Genomic DNA, 19190 nt, shown 5'->3' with positions numbered 1-19190 from the left:
ATTATCATGGTCGGATCATTACCCTTGTACCATTTGGAACCTTTTCGGCAAGTTGAAGGACATCCCGGTTATGCATTCTAACACAACCATGTGAAACCGCCTTTCCTATTGAACTAGGATCATTCGTGCCGTGAATTCCATAGCCTTGTTTGGATAAAGACATCCACAATACACCAAAAGGTCCGCCTGGATTCATCTGTCTGTTTACAATGACAAAATCTCCAGTTGGGGTTCCAGTTAGCATTTTCCCTACAGCAATCGGATAAATTTTTTCAAGTCTTCCATTTCTGAATAACGAAAGTCTCTTCTTGGCAATAGAGATTTGAATCGAATACGGGATTGTAGTTGGATCTGGCAGTCCAGGAATTTGAATTTTTTGGCCAACATACAACTGCTGATGATTAACCCCTGGATTAGCAGCATAAAGTCTGGCTAGGTTTACACGATAATCAAGTGAAATTTGGTAAAGTGTTTCCCCCCGCTTCACAATGTGAATCATGATATCCCACCTTTTTTTACTAGCATATGTTGGGACCTTTCCACCGTTGCCTAATTAATACTATACTTCCTCAAGATCAAACAGCGAGGACATATCCTTTCGGGTGTGTTGAATATAAAAATAATCATTGCTGACTAGATCATAAACGTAATCCTTTCTCCATTCTTCAATGTTTTGGGTTATCTCCTTTATTGCATCTACAAATAATAAAATTTCAGCGTCGGTCATGATAGGATGCAAGGAAAACCGGACCCATCCTGGTTTAGTAGATAAATCACCCGAATCAATTTTATTAGCAATTTGCTTTGATTTGTTCTGATCAATTTGCAATAAATAATGACCGTATGTTCCTGCACATGAACATCCGCCTCGAACCTGAAATCCAAACCGGTCATTTAACAGCCGGACAATGAGATTGTAATGTATGTTGGGAATGGTAAATGAAACAATCCCAATTCGATTTCGATGATGTCTCTCTAATACATGCAAATTAGAAACAGTCTCTAATCCAGTTAAAAGCAGCTTTAGCTGTTCTTTTTCTCTCGCTAAAATTTTCTCTACCCCCATTTGTTCCTTTAACTTTATACATAAAGCCGTACGAATTGCTTGAAGAATACCAGGTGTCCCTCCATCCTCCCGAAGCTCGATGTCCTTAATGTATTGGTGTCCACCCCAGGGATTAGTCCACGTAACCGTTCCACCCCCTGGATGGTCCGGTACTTTATTCGTATAAATCCTTTTATCAAAAAGCAAGACACCGCTCGTACCAGGTCCGCCTAAAAATTTATGCGGTGAAAAGAGAATAGCGTCGAGTTTTTCCATCGGATCTTTCGGGTGCATATCAATCCTCACATAAGGTGCAGAGGCGGCAAAATCTACAAAACAAAGTCCCCCGTGCTTATGCATGATTTTCGCCAGCTGATGATATGGGGTTTGTATTCCTGTAACGTTCGAGCATGCTGTAAATGAACCTATTTTGACTGCTCTATCTCGATATTGGGACAGGAGCTGCTCAAGATGATTTATATCTACATTTCCTCTCGAGTCCGGTCTGATAATCTCAACGTCTGCTAAGGTCTCCAGCCATGAAGTGTGGTTGGAATGGTGCTCCATATGTGTGAGAAAAACTACTGGCCTATTTCTCTCAGCAGGTTTTATTTTGTCTTTCCATTGCTCTGGTACCCTAATTCCCAATAATCTCTGTAGTTTATTCATTACCGATGTCATCCCAAAACCGTCAAGAATGAGGACGTCATTCTCATCGGCATTTACATGTTCCTTAATAATTCTTCTTGATTGATTATAAATTCCTGTCATCATTAGACTCGTAATATTCGATTCCGTATGCGTATTGGCCATAAACGGGCCAAATACTTCTGAAACTTTTTGTTCAATTGGTCGAAATAATCTTCCACTTGCCGTCCAATCCGCATAAATTATCGGTTTCTTTCCAAACGTTGAGTCAAATTGCTGATCAATGCCGATGATCCCAGACCGAAACTTATTAAAATAATCCTCAAGATTTTCCGGCAGATGATACAACTTGCTTCCGATCCTTGCAGTAATCATATTTCAGCACCTCTCATAAAATCCTGCTAATTACTATATGCAAAATTCTTTTACTTGCCGATGATTTGCAAATAATGATAAAAAAAGCCTGATCCCAATGGACCAGACTTATTGCTTATTTATTAGTTTGTATTCTTTGATGATTCCTTACGATTTACTTCATCGATTTTTTGAACAAACATGTGAAATACTCGCTGCTTTTCTTCTAAATCTTTTATATATTCCTTTAATTGATTATAACTTTCCTCAAACGGTTTATGATACCTTTGGCGTATACTTTCAATAATTTCCTCATTCACTGTCGATTGAATGACTTGCTTGGTAATCCCGTATTTATAAGAGTATACCTTTAATTCTTGTGCCACTTCATCATACTCTTTATCAATTTCGTCAAGGACTACTGAAATATCATCCTTCCACTCTTCTAGTGATTTCTGTAAATAAGATTTAACCATGGTTTCTTCCATTATTGCACCCGCCCTAATAAAGTCTTGATAACTTTATTATACCGGTGATAGTTTACATATAAATTTCTAGCAGTTTACAATGCTATATCAATAAATAGGATAAACTTCCGATTTACATAGTTTAATAGATGAATTAAGAAACAACACCAATCATAATTGGGACATTTTGAGTAATATTATTTGCATTCCCCAGATCAATATTGATCATTAAAGAATATTGAAAGGTGTTCTGATTTTGTTTAATTTCGTCTGGAACATCGATAAAGAACGTAATCTTTCCAGTCTGGTTTGGACTGCACTCAAGAGAACAGAAAACAGAATGACTATTTAAGGTTTCTTCTACAAATGCCTTCGAATCAACCCCTACGAGGTCAATGTCATACCTTTTGATTTTATTTTTTAATAGCCCGCCTGTAATCTCAATGGTTCCATTGATAATACTCCCAGCTTCGTAAACCTGTTTATCCAGATGTACCATAGTTTTAGGCAAGCCGATTTTCAGTTTTGTTAAATAATCTTTTAATGTCATCTTCATCTTCACCTGTTCCCTAAAAATAGGCATAATAAAAGACCCTCCATTTTAGCAAGCTGCTTAGTATGTTTCAAAAAAACAAAAAAGCCCCTGTACTTGGCGGTCTCTTGACCTCCTTCGCTTTAGCCGACGAAGTTAGCTGACGGGTAGGATGGCGAAAGATAATTCTCATCCCTTCTACAAGGTAGAATAAACCCCAAATAGATTGGTTCCTCCGTACCCATAATGATGGGTTTTGGCCGAAATATTTAATTCATATTGATTATGTCGATAATTTTATCCTCAACCTGATTGATTGTAAAGAGTGATTTTCACTTAAATTAACCGTCTTAGCTCCAATTTTTATAAAAAACAATGATTTTTCTATTGTTTGCTCATGAATCATCGGTATCTTTCGCTTATCTACCTTTTGTCCAAAGAACCGCCATAATTCCTTTATTTCAATATCCTAGCGAACTCTTCTAGAGTGGTAGAATACTTTACATATATTCGTGGTAAATAATATCGCTCGTTTTTAATTCCTTTACTTGTGTAGTGTTCTGGCGTTGTCGTTAATCCAAACGAATAATACTTTTTCGTTTCGGAAGCAACACGTTCATTAAAGCTTCCATATGGATACGCTAGCGCAATCACTGGTTTTCCGGTTATATTCTTAATTTTTTCTTTCGAGTCTCTTAATTCATATTGGAGATTTTCTGACTTTGTCAAATCGGAATGTGTAGCCGTATGGGACTGAACGGAAATCAAACCAGACTCAGCCATCACCTTTAAATCAGTTGGGGATAAGCGATTTGAATTTCCAATAAAATCAGAAATAACAAAAAAGGTTGCTGTTGGTTTAAATTTATCATCCTTTAGTTTTTGGAGTATCTCGTACGCATTTCGATTATTTTTATAGCCATCATCAAATGTAATAAAAATAGGTTTGTTCACTTTACCTATATCGTCCCAACGTTCAAATGTTAATAATGTATATCCTTTATTTTTCAAATAAACCATTTGCTTTTCGAAATTCTCGGGGGTAACAAATAACTCCTTTGCGCCTTTCCCATTATATTCTTCTATTGAATGATATATTAAGATTGGAACCTTTTGCTGTGCGAGAATATGCTCTGGAAGGCTAATTAACAGCAGAATTACAATCATAGCTCTTAACATATACAGTAGACTCCTTTTTGTCGATGTTATCTGGATTATTATTCCCACTAAGATATTTTATCTCCCAGTTATTAATGTTAAACTAAGAAAACATACTTCATAAAGGAGCAGTTCAATGTCTGAGTATAAAGTTTTATTTTTAGATATAGATGGAACGATCATCAAATCCGATGATTCCATCGATGAAACTACAATCAAAGCGATTCGACAGGTTCAAGAAAAAGGAATAGAGGTTTTTTTAGCGACAGGCAGACCATTACACGAAATTAGAGACCTTGCAAATGAGTTAAAGGTAAATTCGCTTATCGGTTATAATGGTGCTTTTGCCATTTATCAAGGAAAAGACCTTTTCCAGGAACCGATGAAGAAGGAAAGTGTTAAACAATTTATAGACATAGCGAAAAGAAATCAACATGAACTTGTTTTGTATACGAAGGACCAAAATTTATTCACTGACTTAGAAGCAGATTGTGTGAAAGAATTTATCGTCAAGTTCCACTTACATAAAAACGAGTTATACTCACCGGTAAGCGATTATGATGTTTTGGGAATGACCTTGATAAACGTAGAATCAAAGGATACAGCTTTATATAAAATGGAAGATAAAATTCATTTATCACAAGTAAACCTTGAAGGAATGCGTCATTGCTATGATGTAATTAGAGACAAAGTAAATAAAGGAATTGCAGTCCAATATGTACTTAAGCATCTCGGCCTCTCAAAGGAAAATGCTATTGCTTTTGGAGACGGCTTGAATGATAAAGAAATGCTGATGAACGTTGGTGAAGGATTTGCAATGGGAAATGGACATCCTGACCTATTTCAATATGCTAAGCATAAAACCACAACCGTAAATAATTCAGGGATATATAATGGATTGAAAAATCTAGGGATTATTGAGTAACAAAAAGCTGTGCACTGTGCACAGCTTTTTTTGCATGAATTTGTTGGTATTTCGTGATATACGTCTTGTTTTGAAAGCTTTTGTCACCCTGCAGGAAAATGGGGGGTTTCATAGAGAATTTACTATCTAAAGCTGTTTTACCGTAAATTAGATAGAGGGGATTTGAATATTATGAAGACTTTCACATTAAAGGAAGTTTCCAAAAAAATAAATGTAAAACCTGCTACTCTCAAGAAATGGGAAGAGGACCTTGAAGAATATTTGGAAATTCCTCGAACGAAACAAGGAGCAAGAATTTATTCACAAGTAGAAATAGATTTACTTTTGGAAATTAAGCAAATGTTCGAAAACAAACTAAGCACGTCAAAGATATTACATATATTGCGTGGAGGTACCGATAAAGAGGATGAAGTGTCTGAACCTGAAGCGATTGTAACTTCTGAACATATAGAAGAAATTTCAGAGCCAGAAGATGATATTTCTGAACATTCTGCACAGGAATTGGCAATTGTTTCTCATGAAGGTACACCACTATCAGATGAAGAGATTGCCATAAAAAATGCCGATGACTTTTTTGGTGCAATGGATACCTATAAACAAAACTTTTTAAATGAAGTGAAAGAAGAAATCAGAAATGTACTCCGAAAAGAAGTGGTGGATGAAGTCAAAAAGGAAATTGCAAATGGAGCTGACTACACTGTAAATACTCTCTCGGAATCAATAAACCAATCGACAGCTTCTACAAAAGCTGAGCTTGAAGAACTTTCAGATCACTTAGAAAAATCGGCAGAACAGACGACTGAAAGGCTTCTTTATTTATCAAAAAGTATTGTAAATGCCTCTCACGAAACTTCAGAAGAGATTTATACACTTTCGAAACAGTTATCTCAATCAACTGAAGACCTGGCCCATTATGTAGATATTACAAACTCGGAAATCTTTAATCTTTCGGAAGCAATTGAAATCGACCGTTTAGAGCGTGGAAAGGAACGGGACCAATTCCGCCATGAAATTACGCAAAGAGAAGCTGCCTTTCAGGATCTGTTAACTAGCTTTCGCGATGTGGCTGCGGCGAAAGAAAAGAAATGGTGGAAATTCTGGGAGTAAGAAAGAAGACGCTTGCTGCAATCAACAAATTTTTCAAGCGGGGGAAATGATGATGAATACAAACCAAGTTGCAAAATTATTAGGGGTTTCAGCTAGTACCATACAGCGATGGGTAAAACAGCTAGAACTGCCGATGGAGCGAAATGAACGAGGACATTATCATTTTAATAACGAAGATATTGAACTTTTAAAAAATATTCAGATTCAAATCCAAAATGGTACCTTACTTCAAGAAATTACTCCTGTACAAGAAAAGAAGGCCCGGAAAGGAACAGTAAAAGCGATTGAAAGCAATGCTGAGCTTGAAAGATTGTATTCAATTGTGAGTGAATTGGAAGCAAAGGTGAATTCAAAAGCAGACTCTGTTGCGTCTTATCAGTTGTTGCAGCACCGTCGGGAAATCGAGGAATTACAGAGTGTGGTTAAAGATTTAATAAAACAAGTTGAATCCCTGCAATCTCAGCTTCACGAGATTACGAAAACCACGCTGCCAGACAAACCGTTAGTATTAGATCAAGGCAAGCTTAAAAGAAAAAAGAAGAAATTTGTTAGTTCGTTATTTGGATTTTTAGGGTAAAAAAACAAGCCGAATGTGTTTAGTACACATTCGGCTTTTATATTTTTAACTCGACGAGCGGTTGGGTATATTTTTTTATCATATAACTTCCCAAAACTAAACAGACTATAAGCGAGAAAGCTATTAGGAATAAATAATTCTCTGAGATGGCATTTGGTAAAATATCTTGTATCGATTTTATGATAAACCCATGGAATAAGTAAACATAAAGTGTTCTTTCACCTATTTTGGTTATTCGATACTGATTGGATGGGATTAAAGGCAAGAAGCCAAAAACGACAATTAACGTTAAACCATATTGTAAAGCACGCAGCAGTCCATCACTAAGCTGCATACCTCCCATATTTTCATATGAGGTATCCCCTAACAGCCATGGGACAGCATCTTTTGGGAAACTAAACCCAAAAAATAAAAACGTAATGACGATAATGACCACCCCAGCTGGAACTGCAAACTTTGCCCTAATGATCCGTTTTAAATGGCCCCCATTCAATAAGAACCCTAATAGAAAATACGGAAAGAAAACAAAGGTCCGGGATATACTCATAAAACTTCCTGCATTCTCAAAATATCCAACAACGATTCCAAGTATAACGGCAATGAGTAATCCAACCCATTTTAATTTAGCAAATACATACAGTAGTAAATTCCAAAAGAACAAACTTAACAAAAACCATAACGACCAATGCGGCTGGAACAAATCAAATTCAAGCGTTTCTTCCTTGCCCACTAAAAAATAAAAAACAGAATAGATAATTTGGAAAACAAAGTAGGGAATCAAGATTTTTTGTACAGATTTTTGCAGATACCCTTTCTTTTTATAACCTTTAGCAAAATAGCCGGATATCATAATAAACGCCGGCATGTGAAACAGAAAAATCACGGTATATAAGGTAAATAGTAATTTATCCTGGTCTTTATACGGGCTAATCATATGCCCAAAAACAACAAGAAAAATTAATATAAATTTCGCATTATCAAAATATTTACTTCTACTTGCTGTGGAAGCCATCCTATCCCCCCTAAAATTTTCAGCCAAAGTTATACTGAAAAATGCCAAATCTATTTTACACCATTTTACCTTATTAATGTTACAAAGAAATTTAATAAAAGTTACTTTTTGTTTCAAATAAATCACAATTTCAAAATAATAATAGTAATTTCCTATGCTATTTCGACTATTGGTAATAAATTCTATAACCTGCTTTTATGACCTGATGATAAAAATCACATACACAAAAGATGATTGGTGGTAGTATGCAGAGTAAGTTCTAAATTCTTAAAAAAATGAAATGGGGTTATAACTTGAACTTTCCACAATTAAAAATTGCACATATTATGCCAAAGGTACCTATTTTCCAAGGCGGTATGGGAGTCGGTATATCATTAAGCAAACTAGCTTCTGCGGTAGCAAATGCTGGTGGTGTTGGGATCATCTCAGGTACTGGTATTACCACAGATGAAATGCGTGATCATATTAGAAAAGCAAAAAGTTTGGTCCAAGGCACTGGATATATTGGCGTAAATGTATTGTTCGCAATGAATGATTTTGCAGAAAAGATGAAAGCAGCTCTTGAAGAAAAAGTGGATTTTATTATTTCCGGAGCAGGCATTTCAAGGGATATGTATGCTTGGGGGAGACAGGCTGACATTCCCGTCATTTCTATTGTATCTTCAGCCAAATTGGCTAGAATTTCAGAGAGACTTGGTGCTGCAGCAGTAGTCGTTGAGGGTTTTGAAGCTGGCGGGCACCTAGGCACAGACAGACCGATGTTTGATATTCTTCCTGAGGTAGTGGAAGCCGTTTCAATCCCTGTCCTTGCTGCAGGTGGTATCATGACTGGGGAAGATATTGCTAAAGCTATTTCTATGGGTGCAGCTGGGGTTCAGATGGGCACAAGGTTTGTAGCAAGTGAAGAATGTGACGCCCCTCTTGCATTCAAACAGAAATATGTTGATGCTCGAAAAGAGGATACAGCTTTAGTCAAAACAACAGTTGGCTTACATGGACGAGTGATTGTTAATAACTTTGCAAAATTAATCAGCGGTACCGACAAATTAAAAATTGCTAAATGCCATGATTGTTTAAAAAATTGTTCTTATCGCTTCTGTACACTTGATTCCCTTCTTACAAGTATGGGAGGAGATGTTGAAAACGGACTTGTCTTTGCTGGTGCGCGAGTAGATGAGATCAAGGATATTCTCCCTGTACAACAAATCATTAATAATCTTACATTTGAGTATCAAAATGCAGTGAATAGCTAATACCCTTGATATAAAAAAAGAGACAACCACTTGGTTGTCTTTCTTTGTTAAGGTAAATTTTTCATTTTATTCTTGATTGATGTTCTTGGTTTTGGGTCTGGTATAATCTCAGGAAAACCAATTGCTATTACACCAACGAGGTCATAATTATCAGGGACTCCCAGGATTTCCCGGTTCTTTGATGTAATTCCAATTGATGACCAGAATGTACCTACCCCTTGTGACCAGGCTGCTAAATTAAAGTTTTGGACAAAACAAGCGGTGGCTAACGCGTTTTCCTCTTTTTCAACTGCGCTTGCACCATGTTTGGATAATACAGCCATTAGTACAGGTGCATTTCCAAAATTAGTCTTATGATTTAATTTTGATCTTGTATCAGGACCTATAAAGTAGACTTCCCACGGTTCTGTCATTCGGTGATTTGGAGCCATCGTAGCTGCCTCAAGCCAGGAATAGATTAGGTCTAGTTGAACAGCTTCGGATTTAAACTTTTTAATAGTCCTCCGGCTTTTTATAATATCAATGATATCCATTTTAACCCTCCATCCTATCTTCAAATTCCAAGTGATATTATTCACATTAATCTATCTTATGTCCCATTTCCAAAAATATTTACATAGGCTGAATATTCCGAATTACTATAAACATTGAGAGGCTCGCCAAAACGGCGAGCTTTTTGGTTAAAATTCTTTTGTTCCTTCAAACTGATAATTTTGCTGGATTTTACTGGCACCTAAACAGAACAAGCCTTTGTTAAAACCTAGTACAATGAAAAAAAGTGCTTGAACAAAGAAGTATATCCCCCACACCTGAGGCGGTATAAAAGCCGTTAATTGAGATAAATTGGTTGCGTCTCCTGCTGCATGCGGCTGAATTATACTGATGGTGAAGATATCATATGCTGTACTGACAGATTCCACTAATAGTACTGAAGCAATTAACAACACTAGGTTATCGATTACTTTTTTACTTCCTTTGATCAGCAGTGCCAGGAACAAAATACCAAAGGAAACGAGCCAAAATATACCATAGGGATTGCGCACCCATAATATTAAATTAATAATGATAACACCTAGAAGCATATCAATAAAAAATATGTGTTTTTTCTTTTTAATTAGCCAAAATGCTACGTATGCGATTAACGAAGCTATCGTATAACCAGCTGCACATGTTATAAAATCAATGATCCAAATTGATTGTGTTCCATGTGTTACACCGTCTGCATTCATGTACAATGAAATCGATTCAACATTGCCCCCAAATAAAGCCATAAATGCATGACCAGATTCATGGATTACCGTATTAATCATTCTAAAATAATCACCAATTATAGGAATTTGTATTAAGAAGAATGCCAACCCAATGAAGAGGAAAAATTTAAAACTAAACTTTTCTTTTAAATATTCCATTTTACTTTCCCCTCTTTTCATTAAATTTGCCTATTTTAGTACCATCTTACCATTTTTCTTTATATTCTGAAAAATTTAAAGCTCGATTAAGTTTTTGCAAAACTGACCTTCAAAATGAACTAAACTCGACAAACCAACAACTTTCATGCTAACATTAGGTTGTTGCAAATTACATGCAATGATTTTTTATTTAGGAGGAATGACTTTGATCGAATTTAAAAACATCGTAAAGAAATACAGAAATAAAACAATTATCAAGCCCTTCTCTATTGATATCGAGGCTGGTCAATTAGTTGTTTTTATTGGGCCGAGCGGATGCGGGAAAACCACATTGCTGAAAATGATCAACAAATTAATTCAGCCTTCAGCAGGAAAGATTTTTGTTAATGGCAAGGATATATCCACCATTGATGCAATAGAGCTACGAAGAAATATTGGCTACGTCATCCAAAATACGGGTCTCTTCCCTCATATGTCGATTAGAGAGAATTTGGAATTGATTCCAAAACTTAAAGGTGAAGACCCAGCTAAAATTGCTAAAAAAACAGAGGAATTACTCCAGGTAGTTGGATTAAATCCTATTGAATATCTAGACCGATTCCCAAAGGAATTAAGTGGAGGTCAGCAGCAAAGGGTTGGGGTAGCCAGAGCCTTTTCAACAGATTCAGATATTATATTAATGGATGAGCCCTTTAGTGCATTGGATCCTGTTACAAGAAACTCGCTCCAGGATGAACTCGTTCAAATGCAAAAGGAACTCAACAAAACCATCATTTTCGTCACCCACGATATGGACGAAGCAATCAAAATTGCAGATAAGATTTGTATTTTGAAAGATGGTGATATTCTCCAATTTGATACCCCAGAAAATATTCTAAAAAACCCAGCCAATGAATTTGTCGAAGGATTTATCGGTAAGAGACGAGTTTGGAATAACCCTGAATTGTTAATGGCTGAAGATATTATGATACCTAACCCTGTAAAGATAACTCCTAAGCGAACTGTTTTACAGGCAATCGAGATCATGAAATCTAACAAGGTCGACAGTTTAATGGTGACGGATAAAAATAATATATTAATAGGTTTGGTGACCTTAAAAGGAATTCAATTGCTGAACCGAAATTCGGAGATTGATAGTGTTATGGAGAAAAATGTGCTGGCTGTTTCGGAGGAGAGTAACTTAATTTCCATTTTAGCAACGATGAATGAACATAAAATTGGCTATGTGCCTGTTATCAATCATTCGAAGCAATTAACTGGACTTATAACGAGAAGCAGTATTTTATCGGCCTTAAGCAGCCAACTAATTGACTTGGAGGTGGCCTTTTAATGGGTGATTTTTATAATTATTTAAGCTCTAACTACGAACAGATTATTAATTTATTAGGTCAACATATTTATTTAAGTATTGTTTCCGTATTAATTGCCGTTATTATTGGTATTCCACTTGGTATTCTAATATCTAGAGAGCCAAAGCTATCGAAGACAATTATTGGAACAACCAACGTCATTCAAGCAGTACCAAGCTTAGCCTTACTTGGATTTTTAATTCCCTTTATTGGTATCGGGAGTGCACCTGCCATTGTCATGGTTGTACTATATTCCCTTCTTCCAATCGTAAAGAACACCTATACAGGATTAACGAATATTGATCCTGACATTCTGGAAGCCGCCAAAGGTATCGGTCTGACCAAGAGTCAAACAATGAAAAAGGTCCAGCTTCCGCTAGCCTTTCCGATGATTATGGCGGGTATCAGAATTTCTGCCGTAACAGCTGTCGGATTGATGACAATCGCAGCATTCGTTGGCGCAGGCGGACTTGGTTATCTGGTGTTTTCTGGTGTTCAGACTGTTGATAATTATATGATTCTTGCAGGAGCAATCCCTGCATGTATTCTTGCCCTCTTGATTGACTTTGTTGTTGGAAAACTTGAAACGTCATTCTCATATACGAACAAACGAAAGTCAGCAACTAAAACTGGTAAAACTATAAAGCGTTTAGTAATCGGGCTTACCAGTATAATCATCGTAGTTGCCGGTGCCTTTACTGTTTACTCAAAGACAAGCGCTGGGGATAAAATTGTTATCGGTTCTAAAAATTTCAGTGAACAGCTGATTCTAGGACATATGCTTGCTGATTTAGTAGAAAAAAAGACTGATATTGAAGTAGAAAGAAAAATGAATCTTGGCGGTTCACAAGTAGCTTTTAGTGCATTAAAAAATGGCGACATTGATATGTATGTCGAATATACGGGGACCGGACTTGTCAATATTCTCAAACAAAGCCCACAAAGTAATCCTGATAAGGTTTATGACTATGTAAAAAGAGAATTCAAAGAGAAATATGGAATTGATTTGTTAAAACCACTTGGATTCAATAACACATATGCTTTGGCAGTACGTCAAGATACAGCACAACAATATAATTTAACTACCATTTCTGATCTTGCCAAAGTAAGTGACAGCATGATTATGGGTCCAACGATTGAATTTCCAAATCGTGATGATGGATTAATTGGACTTTCGGAAACATACAATTTGAAATTTAAAGATGTTCAAGCGGTAGATGGAGGATTACGCTATACTGCTCTTGATAATCATAAGAGTGACGTTATCGATGCTTTTTCAACTGATGGACTCCTTGAAGAGTTTGGTTTAAAGGTGTTAGAGGATGATAAGAACTTCTTCCCTCCTTACTATGCTGTTCCAATTGTTAAAGAAGAGACATTAAAGGAACATCCTGAACTTAAAGAAGCTCTTAATTCCCTTGCAGGCAAACTTACAGACGAAAAAATGCGAAAGCTTAATTACAAAGTTGACAGCCTGAAGCAATCACCAAGAAAAGTGGCTACAGAGTTCTTAGAAGAAGAAGGATTATTGTAGAATAAAAGCCGGCGCTGCCGGCTTTTTTTAATCTTCCATAAAATGGACGACTCTCTCATAGGTTTCATCATCACCAATTATAAGAAGTACATCCCCTTCTAAAATGAGTGCATATGGTCCTGGAGAGATAATCAATTCTCCTCTCCTCTTCATCCCAATAACAGTCCCACCGGTATTTTGCCAAAATTTCACCTCTGAAATCGTCTTACCAATGTGGACACAGCCGGGCAATACCTCTACCTCAATTGGTGCTAGTGGATTGGTATGCCGAAGCTTTGTGGAATAATCCATGATTTTTCTAACTGAATCAAAAAGCTCCTCATCGATTTTCTCTCTCTCGATTATAAGACCGTTTATCTCTTTTTCAAGGTCCTTTATACTCGCCAAATTGGAAAATCGATGAATATATTTATAGGCATTCTCCCGCGAAGAGATCACAATCCCACTGCCCTTTGTCGATTTAACTATCTCGACATCCTCCAATATCTTTATCGCTCTTCTTACTGTCTCAGGTGAAACTTTATATTCACTAGCCAAGGTAGATCTCCCGTGAATCTTTTCACCTACTTTAAATTTTCCATCGTAAATTCGATTCGCTAAGTCAATTGCTATCCGTTCATAAGTTGGTATTTGCGCCCTTTGCATATATTCCTCCACCGAAACTGTCCATGATAATTTATATTTACACTATACGCTAAAAAATATGTCGATGCGAATTCGACTTCAAACAACTAAAGAATTTTGGGTGAGATAGACAGGATCTGGATATAATCTTAATAATCCGTATTCTACCTGAGGTGAATTCTATGAATCGAAAGCTTGTCCTTTTTCTCAGTCTTCTCTATGTAGCTTTTATGGCATATTTATTTTTTCATTATCGCTCTTCAGAGGAATCATTTAAATCAACCGTGGCAATAGGCGGGATGGTTTGTGGAGCAGTTCCACTTCTTTTAGCCCTATTTACAAAGCTTAAGTTCAATTTGCCCATTGTTATTTCCTATTTACTATTCTTGGTCGGTTCGCAATATTTCGGCTCGATTCGAGGCTGGTATGGTCTCGGCTGGTGGGATACCTTTATGCATTTCCTCAGTGGTGCTATCCTTGCGTTTGCTGGAATTGCGTTATATGAAAGATTGGTTCATCGAGATGCAGAGGTGGAAATATCCCCTTGGATTATCTTCCTGTTCACCTTATCCTTCGCCGCTTTAGGCGGTGTTATATGGGAAATCTATGAGTTTAGCTCTGATCAATTTTTCAATATGACTTTACAAGGCGGGGGTAATGACGATACGATGGTTGATTTAATTTCTGATACAGGAGGCGGGCTAATCATTGCCCTTTGGTCTGGGGTACGAACAAAAATAAAATTAAGGAAAAGTCATCATCAGCCTCAATTATCATAATTTGATTTACATAAAAAAAGCAGTCTAAAAAATCAATTTTAGATCTGCTTTTTCCTTGTTATACGGGTACTGCAGCGAAAAACTCATCGTAAAGAGCCTGAACTGCTCTTTTTTCATCAACTTGTTTTACACCAAACATCATACTAACCTCAGAGGACCCTTGGTTAATCATTTCGATATTCACTTCTGCCTTTGCTAATGCTTTAGAGGCACGTGCCATTGTTCCGACATTCCGGCGCATCCCTTCACCAACAACCATAATTAGGGAAAGACTATGCTGGACCCTTACCTCATCAGCATGTAACTCTGATTCTATTCTCCAGATAATTTCATTTTCCATGTCAGGGTCAAGCTGAGCTTCCCTCAAAATCACAGATACATCATCAATCCCTGAAGGTGTGTGTTCATATGACAATCCATATTCTTCTAAAATACTCAAAAGCTTTCGGCCAAAACCAATTTCTCTATTCATTAAGTATTTGCTAACGTAAATGCTGCAGAATCCTTTATCACTCGCAATTCCTACAACAGGTCCATTCGTATTGTCACGTGTATAGACAATTCGTGTTCCGGGTGCAACTGGATTGTTTGTGTTCTTAATTTGAACTGGAATACCTGCACGGAAAGCCGGTACAAGTGCTTCATCATGCAACACGGTAAATCCTGCATAAGATAGTTCTCGCATTTCGCGGTAGGTTAATTCCTTAATTTCCTTTGGTTGATGCACGAGGTTTGGATTAACAGAAAAGACCGCATCCACGTCTGTAAAATTCTCATATAGAGTTGCTTTTATACCGTTGGCTAAAATCGAACCCGTAATATCTGACCCACTTCTTGAGAATGTAAAGACTTCACCCTGTTTACTATAGCCAAAGAAACCAGGAAAAATGATGATTCCTGAAATCTCACGTAACGCATATAACTTCTCATACGATTCCGGTAAAACCTGTGCATTGCCAGGCTCATCACTGACAAGCAGCCCTGCTTCCCTTGGATTTACATAGGTTGCCTCTACACCCTGCGCCCTAAAGTAAGCCGCTACCAATTTAGCGTTATTATCCTCTCCACTTGCTTTGACGAGATCCATAAACCGGTCTGGCTTACTTCGATCTCCATTTAATCTCTCTGATAAATCGTGATGAATTTCACTAATTATCTCATTAGGGAGAGCTAACTCTGCTGCAATGGAGGAATATCTTGATATAACGGCGTTAAACTTTTCAGTTGGATTATTATCTTGTAGACATTGTTCAGCGCATTCTATCAACAAGTCCGTTACCTTCTCATCCTTAGCAAATCTCTTTCCTGGAGCAGATACAACTACTACTTTCCGCTCAGGATCGGACATTACAATCTGAAAAACCTTTTCGATTTGTTCTCCTGAAGCTAAAGAGGATCCTCCAAACTTTACAACCTTCATCACAACATCACCTATCCCAAAAAAGTATACTCTTAATTTTATCTCTATTCAGAAAATAATCAAGTACTTTTTCTTCCCTAAAAAGACATTTGTTTTTCCTGGGAGGACAAAATAAAAAAAAAGTAAAATTACACACTGATAATTTTACTTTTTCATTATTTCAATAAAATGTGAAAGGATTTTAGCAGTAAGTCCCCAAATGGCCTTCTGCTCATAAAGGTAAAAATATTCATCCAGTGCCCTTGTCCGCCAATTATAATTTTCTCCACCCACAATTAAGTCAAATGGAAAGTTCTCCTCAGGTTCAACCTTAAAATGAATATTATAAATAGCTGGAGCATTTTCGATAAAATAAGTTAACGGCACCGTAAAAATTTCTCCCACTTCTGCGGGATTTGGTTGAATCATTTCAGGGCTTTCAATTATCGCTGCGAAGGGATAAATCATCATTCCAAAAGGGGAAATCATGAAATCAAGTGGAAAAACCTCTGATAATGTATCACTGCTTATCCCTAATTCCTCCGTAGTTTCCCGAATGGCTGCACTTTTTTCATCTACATCCTCGGGATCAATTCTTCCACCTGGGAAACAAATTTCTCCAGGCTGCCTTCGCAGTTGTAGTGACCGGACTTCAAACAAGACGTGAATGCCATCTTCTTTTTTGATCAGCGGGACCATTACAGCATATTTTGAAAATTTATCACTTCCCAAAATACTGGGCCTATGGCTCTTTAATTTCGATTGAACCAATTTCAAGTTCATGATTTTCACCTCCAATTTAATTCTTTATTTTCAATATTATCACTTATTATTTATATAATGCCTATTTTATTATTTTTACTAAATAAAAAACAACCCAATGTTTCTATCATTGGATTGTTCAAAATATATTAATCCTTATTTTCCACCCAAGAAAACATGTACTCTGTATCTTCTATAGAGTTTGCTGATTTTACAACTTTAAGCGGATGGAAGGTATCAATCATGACTGCAAGTTCAAGTGTTTCCTTTTTACCAATACTTGCCTCCGTTTTGCCGGGATGCGGACCATGTGGTATTCCACTTGGATGAAGTGTAATCGACTCCAGTTGTACCCCTTTTCGACTCATAAAATTACCTTTTACATAATACAGTAATTCGTCGCTATTCACATTACTATGGTAATAAGGAGCAGGTATCGCTTCAGGATGGTAGTCAAATAACCTAGGAACAAAAGAACATACCACAAAGTTGTTTCCCTCAAAAGTTTGATGGACAGGCGGAGGCTGATGAACTCTTCCCGTTATAGGTTCAAAATCCTCAACATTAAATGCCCAAGGGTAAAGGTATCCATCCCAGCCGACGACATCAAAGGGGTGATGGCCTAAAATATGAGAATGAAGCGCCCCCCGGGATTTTGTTATGATCTCAAACTCTCCTTTTTCGTCAAAGGTCTCTAGTATTTCCGGACCACGAAAATCTCGTTCACAGAAAGGACTGTGCTCAAGCAGTTGTCCATATTCATTTCGATATCGTCTTGGCGTTGTAATTTGGCTAAAAGATTCTATGAACAACAGCTTAGTTTCTTCCATCTCATCGGGGATGATTCGATAGATGGTTCCAATAGGTATTATTAAATAATCGCCGGCTCGATAGGTAATGGTTCCAAACATGGTTTCAAGCTTACCTGAACCGTAATGCACAAACAGCATTTCATCCCCATCACCATTGCGATAATAGCTTTTCATTGATTCATTTACAGAAGCTGTACCAATTAATAAATCCTGATTCCCTAAAAAGTATTCCCTTGATTCGAGAGCGTCTCCTTTTTTTACTGTTTTGTTTGTTAAAAAAAGGCGGTGCTTTAACGATTTTTGTTCTTCATATTCAGGCATATAGCTGCCAATCAGCGCTGCTTTTACTACTTCTGTTGGCATGTGATGGTGATAGAGAATGGACTGGGTTCCTGAAAAGCCGCGTGTACCCATTACCTGCTCACGAAAGAGAGACCCATCGCCTTTTTTAAACATGGTATGACGTTTATGAGGAATCCTGCCCATTTGCCGATAATACATGATTTCACCTCACTTCAATGATTGAATTTTTTAACACACCTAATTTATCAATCTCTAATTCTACCTCGTCACCCGGCTGCAGCCAGCGGTGTGCCTCTGTACCGAGTTCTAGGATACATCCTGTTCCAACTGTACCAGAACCTATCAGCTCCCCTGGATAGAGAGTAACGCCTGCTGAAGCCCTTTCAATCATTTCTCCAAACGAATAATAGATATCCTTCATATTCCCTTCAGAAAGAAGGATCCCATTTATCCTTGCTTTCATACTAATATCAAAGCCTTTCCCTAATCTTAATGGTTCCATCTCGTCCTTAGAAATAATCCATGGTCCTATTGAGGTTGCAAAATCCTTTCCCTTTGCCGGACCTAATCCTACCTTCATTTCCTGTCTTTGAAGATCACGTGCGCTCCAGTCATTAAGAATACAGTAACCAAAAATATAATCTTCTGCTTCTTGGGCTGTAATATTTCTCCCCTGCTTTCCAATAATGCAAGCAACTTCAAGCTCATAATCAAGCCAATTGCAATCGGCAGGCTTCGAAATTTTGTCTTCAGGACCCTTTATCGCCAGATGATTTGAAAAATAAAAGACAGGTATTTGATACCATTCCGGAATCATTTCCAGTCCCCTGTTCTCCCTGGCAGATTTAACATGCTGTTCAAATGCATAGAAATCACGAAAACTTTTTGGATGAGGAAGTGGTGCGATTAACCTAACTTCATTTAATGGATAAGCACCTTTATCACCTAAGGATAACTGTAAAAGGCCCTTGGCTATTCTCATATTACTTTCACTTTGCTCAAGAAATTCGATCAGACATCCTGGCAATTTCCCGTCCGTAGCTTCATGCATCTCAATGACTAAGTCAGAATCTAACAGCACTCCCGACCTAATAGTTCCATCATGTTTTTCAAAGGTTATGAATCTCATATAGTCACCTAG

Annotated in this window: 20 protein-coding genes and 1 riboswitch; of the genes, 7 read left to right on the top strand and 13 right to left on the bottom strand. The window is 37.2% G+C overall.

The annotated features are described in order from the left end of the window. Positions 1–4: 4 nt before the first annotated feature. The 5 genes from ABC255_RS11390 to ABC255_RS11370 all read right to left on the bottom strand — a co-directional run bounded on the left by ABC255_RS11390 (position 5) and on the right by ABC255_RS11370 (position 4231). A complete protein-coding gene (locus ABC255_RS11390) occupies positions 5–499 on the bottom strand; it encodes a L,D-transpeptidase family protein (RefSeq protein WP_412993568.1) in 495 nt (164 codons plus the stop codon). A 60-nt stretch (positions 500–559) separates the two neighbouring features. Next, positions 560–2068 (bottom strand): aminotransferase class V-fold PLP-dependent enzyme, encoded by a 1509-nt coding sequence (locus ABC255_RS11385; RefSeq protein ID WP_412993566.1) that lies wholly within the window; start codon positions 2066–2068, stop codon positions 560–562. Positions 2069–2190: 122 nt separating this feature from the next. Continuing rightward, positions 2191–2535 carry a hypothetical protein gene (locus ABC255_RS11380; protein ID WP_335529429.1) on the bottom strand — a complete coding sequence of 115 codons (345 nt, stop codon included), beginning with the start codon at positions 2533–2535 and terminating at the stop codon, positions 2191–2193. A gap of 133 nt (positions 2536–2668) precedes the next feature. After that, a complete protein-coding gene (locus ABC255_RS11375) occupies positions 2669–3097 on the bottom strand; it encodes a sporulation protein (RefSeq protein WP_412993564.1) in 429 nt (142 codons plus the stop codon). Positions 3098–3176: 79 nt separating this feature from the next. Next, positions 3177–3318, bottom strand: a riboswitch (cyclic di-AMP (ydaO/yuaA leader). Between the two features lie 184 nt (positions 3319–3502). After that, on the bottom strand, positions 3503–4231 hold the full coding sequence (locus tag ABC255_RS11370) for a polysaccharide deacetylase family protein (RefSeq protein WP_412998539.1): 729 nt from the start codon (positions 4229–4231) through the stop codon (positions 3503–3505). 109 nt (positions 4232–4340) lie between these two features. On the opposite strand from ABC255_RS11370, the gene ABC255_RS11365 reads away from it, so the two are divergent. From ABC255_RS11365 to ABC255_RS11355, 3 genes are all read left to right on the top strand, one after another. Next, positions 4341–5129, top strand: a complete 789-nt coding sequence (locus ABC255_RS11365; protein WP_412993562.1) for an HAD family hydrolase — start codon at positions 4341–4343, stop codon at positions 5127–5129. Positions 5130–5300: 171 nt separating this feature from the next. Beyond that, positions 5301–6236, top strand: a complete 936-nt coding sequence (locus ABC255_RS11360) for a MerR family transcriptional regulator (RefSeq protein ID WP_412993560.1) — start codon at positions 5301–5303, stop codon at positions 6234–6236. Positions 6237–6288: 52 nt separating this feature from the next. Beyond that, complete coding sequence (locus tag ABC255_RS11355; RefSeq protein WP_412993558.1) at positions 6289–6813, top strand: MerR family transcriptional regulator; 525 nt, start codon at positions 6289–6291, stop codon at positions 6811–6813. 37 nt (positions 6814–6850) lie between these two features. Here ABC255_RS11355 and ABC255_RS11350 read toward each other — a convergent pair whose 3' ends face one another. Beyond that, a complete protein-coding gene (locus tag ABC255_RS11350) occupies positions 6851–7825 on the bottom strand; it encodes an acyltransferase family protein (RefSeq protein WP_412993557.1) in 975 nt (324 codons plus the stop codon). A gap of 275 nt (positions 7826–8100) precedes the next feature. On the opposite strand from ABC255_RS11350, the gene ABC255_RS11345 reads away from it, so the two are divergent. Beyond that, positions 8101–9078, top strand: a complete 978-nt coding sequence (locus ABC255_RS11345) for an NAD(P)H-dependent flavin oxidoreductase (RefSeq protein ID WP_412993555.1) — start codon at positions 8101–8103, stop codon at positions 9076–9078. Between the two features lie 47 nt (positions 9079–9125). On the opposite strand, the gene ABC255_RS11340 is transcribed toward ABC255_RS11345, so the two are convergent. Together ABC255_RS11340 and ABC255_RS11335 are read right to left on the bottom strand one after the other, a co-directional pair. Beyond that, positions 9126–9611: a nitroreductase family protein gene (locus ABC255_RS11340; protein WP_412993553.1), complete on the bottom strand. Its 486-nt coding sequence runs from the start codon at positions 9609–9611 to the stop codon at positions 9126–9128. Between the two features lie 147 nt (positions 9612–9758). Continuing rightward, on the bottom strand, positions 9759–10487 hold the full coding sequence (locus tag ABC255_RS11335; protein ID WP_412993551.1) for a M50 family metallopeptidase: 729 nt from the start codon (positions 10485–10487) through the stop codon (positions 9759–9761). Between the two features lie 205 nt (positions 10488–10692). Here ABC255_RS11335 and ABC255_RS11330 point away from each other — a divergent pair, with 205 nt between their 5' ends. Both ABC255_RS11330 and ABC255_RS11325 read left to right on the top strand, forming a co-directional pair. After that, positions 10693–11817 (top strand): ABC transporter ATP-binding protein, encoded by a 1125-nt coding sequence (locus ABC255_RS11330; RefSeq protein ID WP_412993549.1) that lies wholly within the window; start codon positions 10693–10695, stop codon positions 11815–11817. Beyond that, complete coding sequence (locus ABC255_RS11325) at positions 11817–13370, top strand: ABC transporter permease/substrate-binding protein (RefSeq protein WP_412993547.1); 1554 nt, start codon at positions 11817–11819, stop codon at positions 13368–13370. The genes ABC255_RS11330 and ABC255_RS11325 overlap by 1 nt, the downstream gene beginning before the upstream one ends. Positions 13371–13397: 27 nt before the next feature. Here the strand turns inward: ABC255_RS11325 and ABC255_RS11320 are convergent, their stop codons facing one another. Further along, entirely contained in the window at positions 13398–14015 is a 618-nt protein-coding gene (locus tag ABC255_RS11320; protein ID WP_412993545.1) for a GntR family transcriptional regulator, read from the bottom strand. A 161-nt stretch (positions 14016–14176) separates the two neighbouring features. Between ABC255_RS11320 and ABC255_RS11315 the strand changes: the two genes are divergently transcribed. Then, positions 14177–14773, top strand: coding sequence for a DUF2238 domain-containing protein (locus ABC255_RS11315; RefSeq protein WP_412993543.1), 597 nt, complete (start codon positions 14177–14179; stop codon positions 14771–14773). A 58-nt stretch (positions 14774–14831) separates the two neighbouring features. Here the strand turns inward: ABC255_RS11315 and ABC255_RS11310 are convergent, their stop codons facing one another. From ABC255_RS11310 to ABC255_RS11295, 4 genes are all read right to left on the bottom strand, one after another. Next, a complete protein-coding gene (locus ABC255_RS11310; protein ID WP_412993542.1) occupies positions 14832–16193 on the bottom strand; it encodes an aspartate kinase in 1362 nt (453 codons plus the stop codon). A 144-nt stretch (positions 16194–16337) separates the two neighbouring features. Further along, positions 16338–16955 carry an NUDIX hydrolase gene (locus ABC255_RS11305; protein ID WP_412993540.1) on the bottom strand — a complete coding sequence of 206 codons (618 nt, stop codon included), beginning with the start codon at positions 16953–16955 and terminating at the stop codon, positions 16338–16340. A gap of 128 nt (positions 16956–17083) precedes the next feature. After that, positions 17084–18247 (bottom strand): homogentisate 1,2-dioxygenase, encoded by a 1164-nt coding sequence (locus ABC255_RS11300; protein ID WP_412993538.1) that lies wholly within the window; start codon positions 18245–18247, stop codon positions 17084–17086. 4 nt (positions 18248–18251) lie between these two features. After that, positions 18252–19178 (bottom strand): fumarylacetoacetate hydrolase family protein, encoded by a 927-nt coding sequence (locus tag ABC255_RS11295; RefSeq protein WP_412993536.1) that lies wholly within the window; start codon positions 19176–19178, stop codon positions 18252–18254. Positions 19179–19190 lie beyond the last annotated feature (12 nt).

The sequence above is a fragment of the Neobacillus canaveralius genome, assembly GCF_047237705.1.
Classification (GTDB): Bacteria; Bacillota; Bacilli; order Bacillales; family Cytobacillaceae; genus Neobacillus; species Neobacillus niacini_K.
Note: the sequence above shows the minus strand (reverse complement) of the source record. Positions and strands in the feature narration are given on the sequence as shown.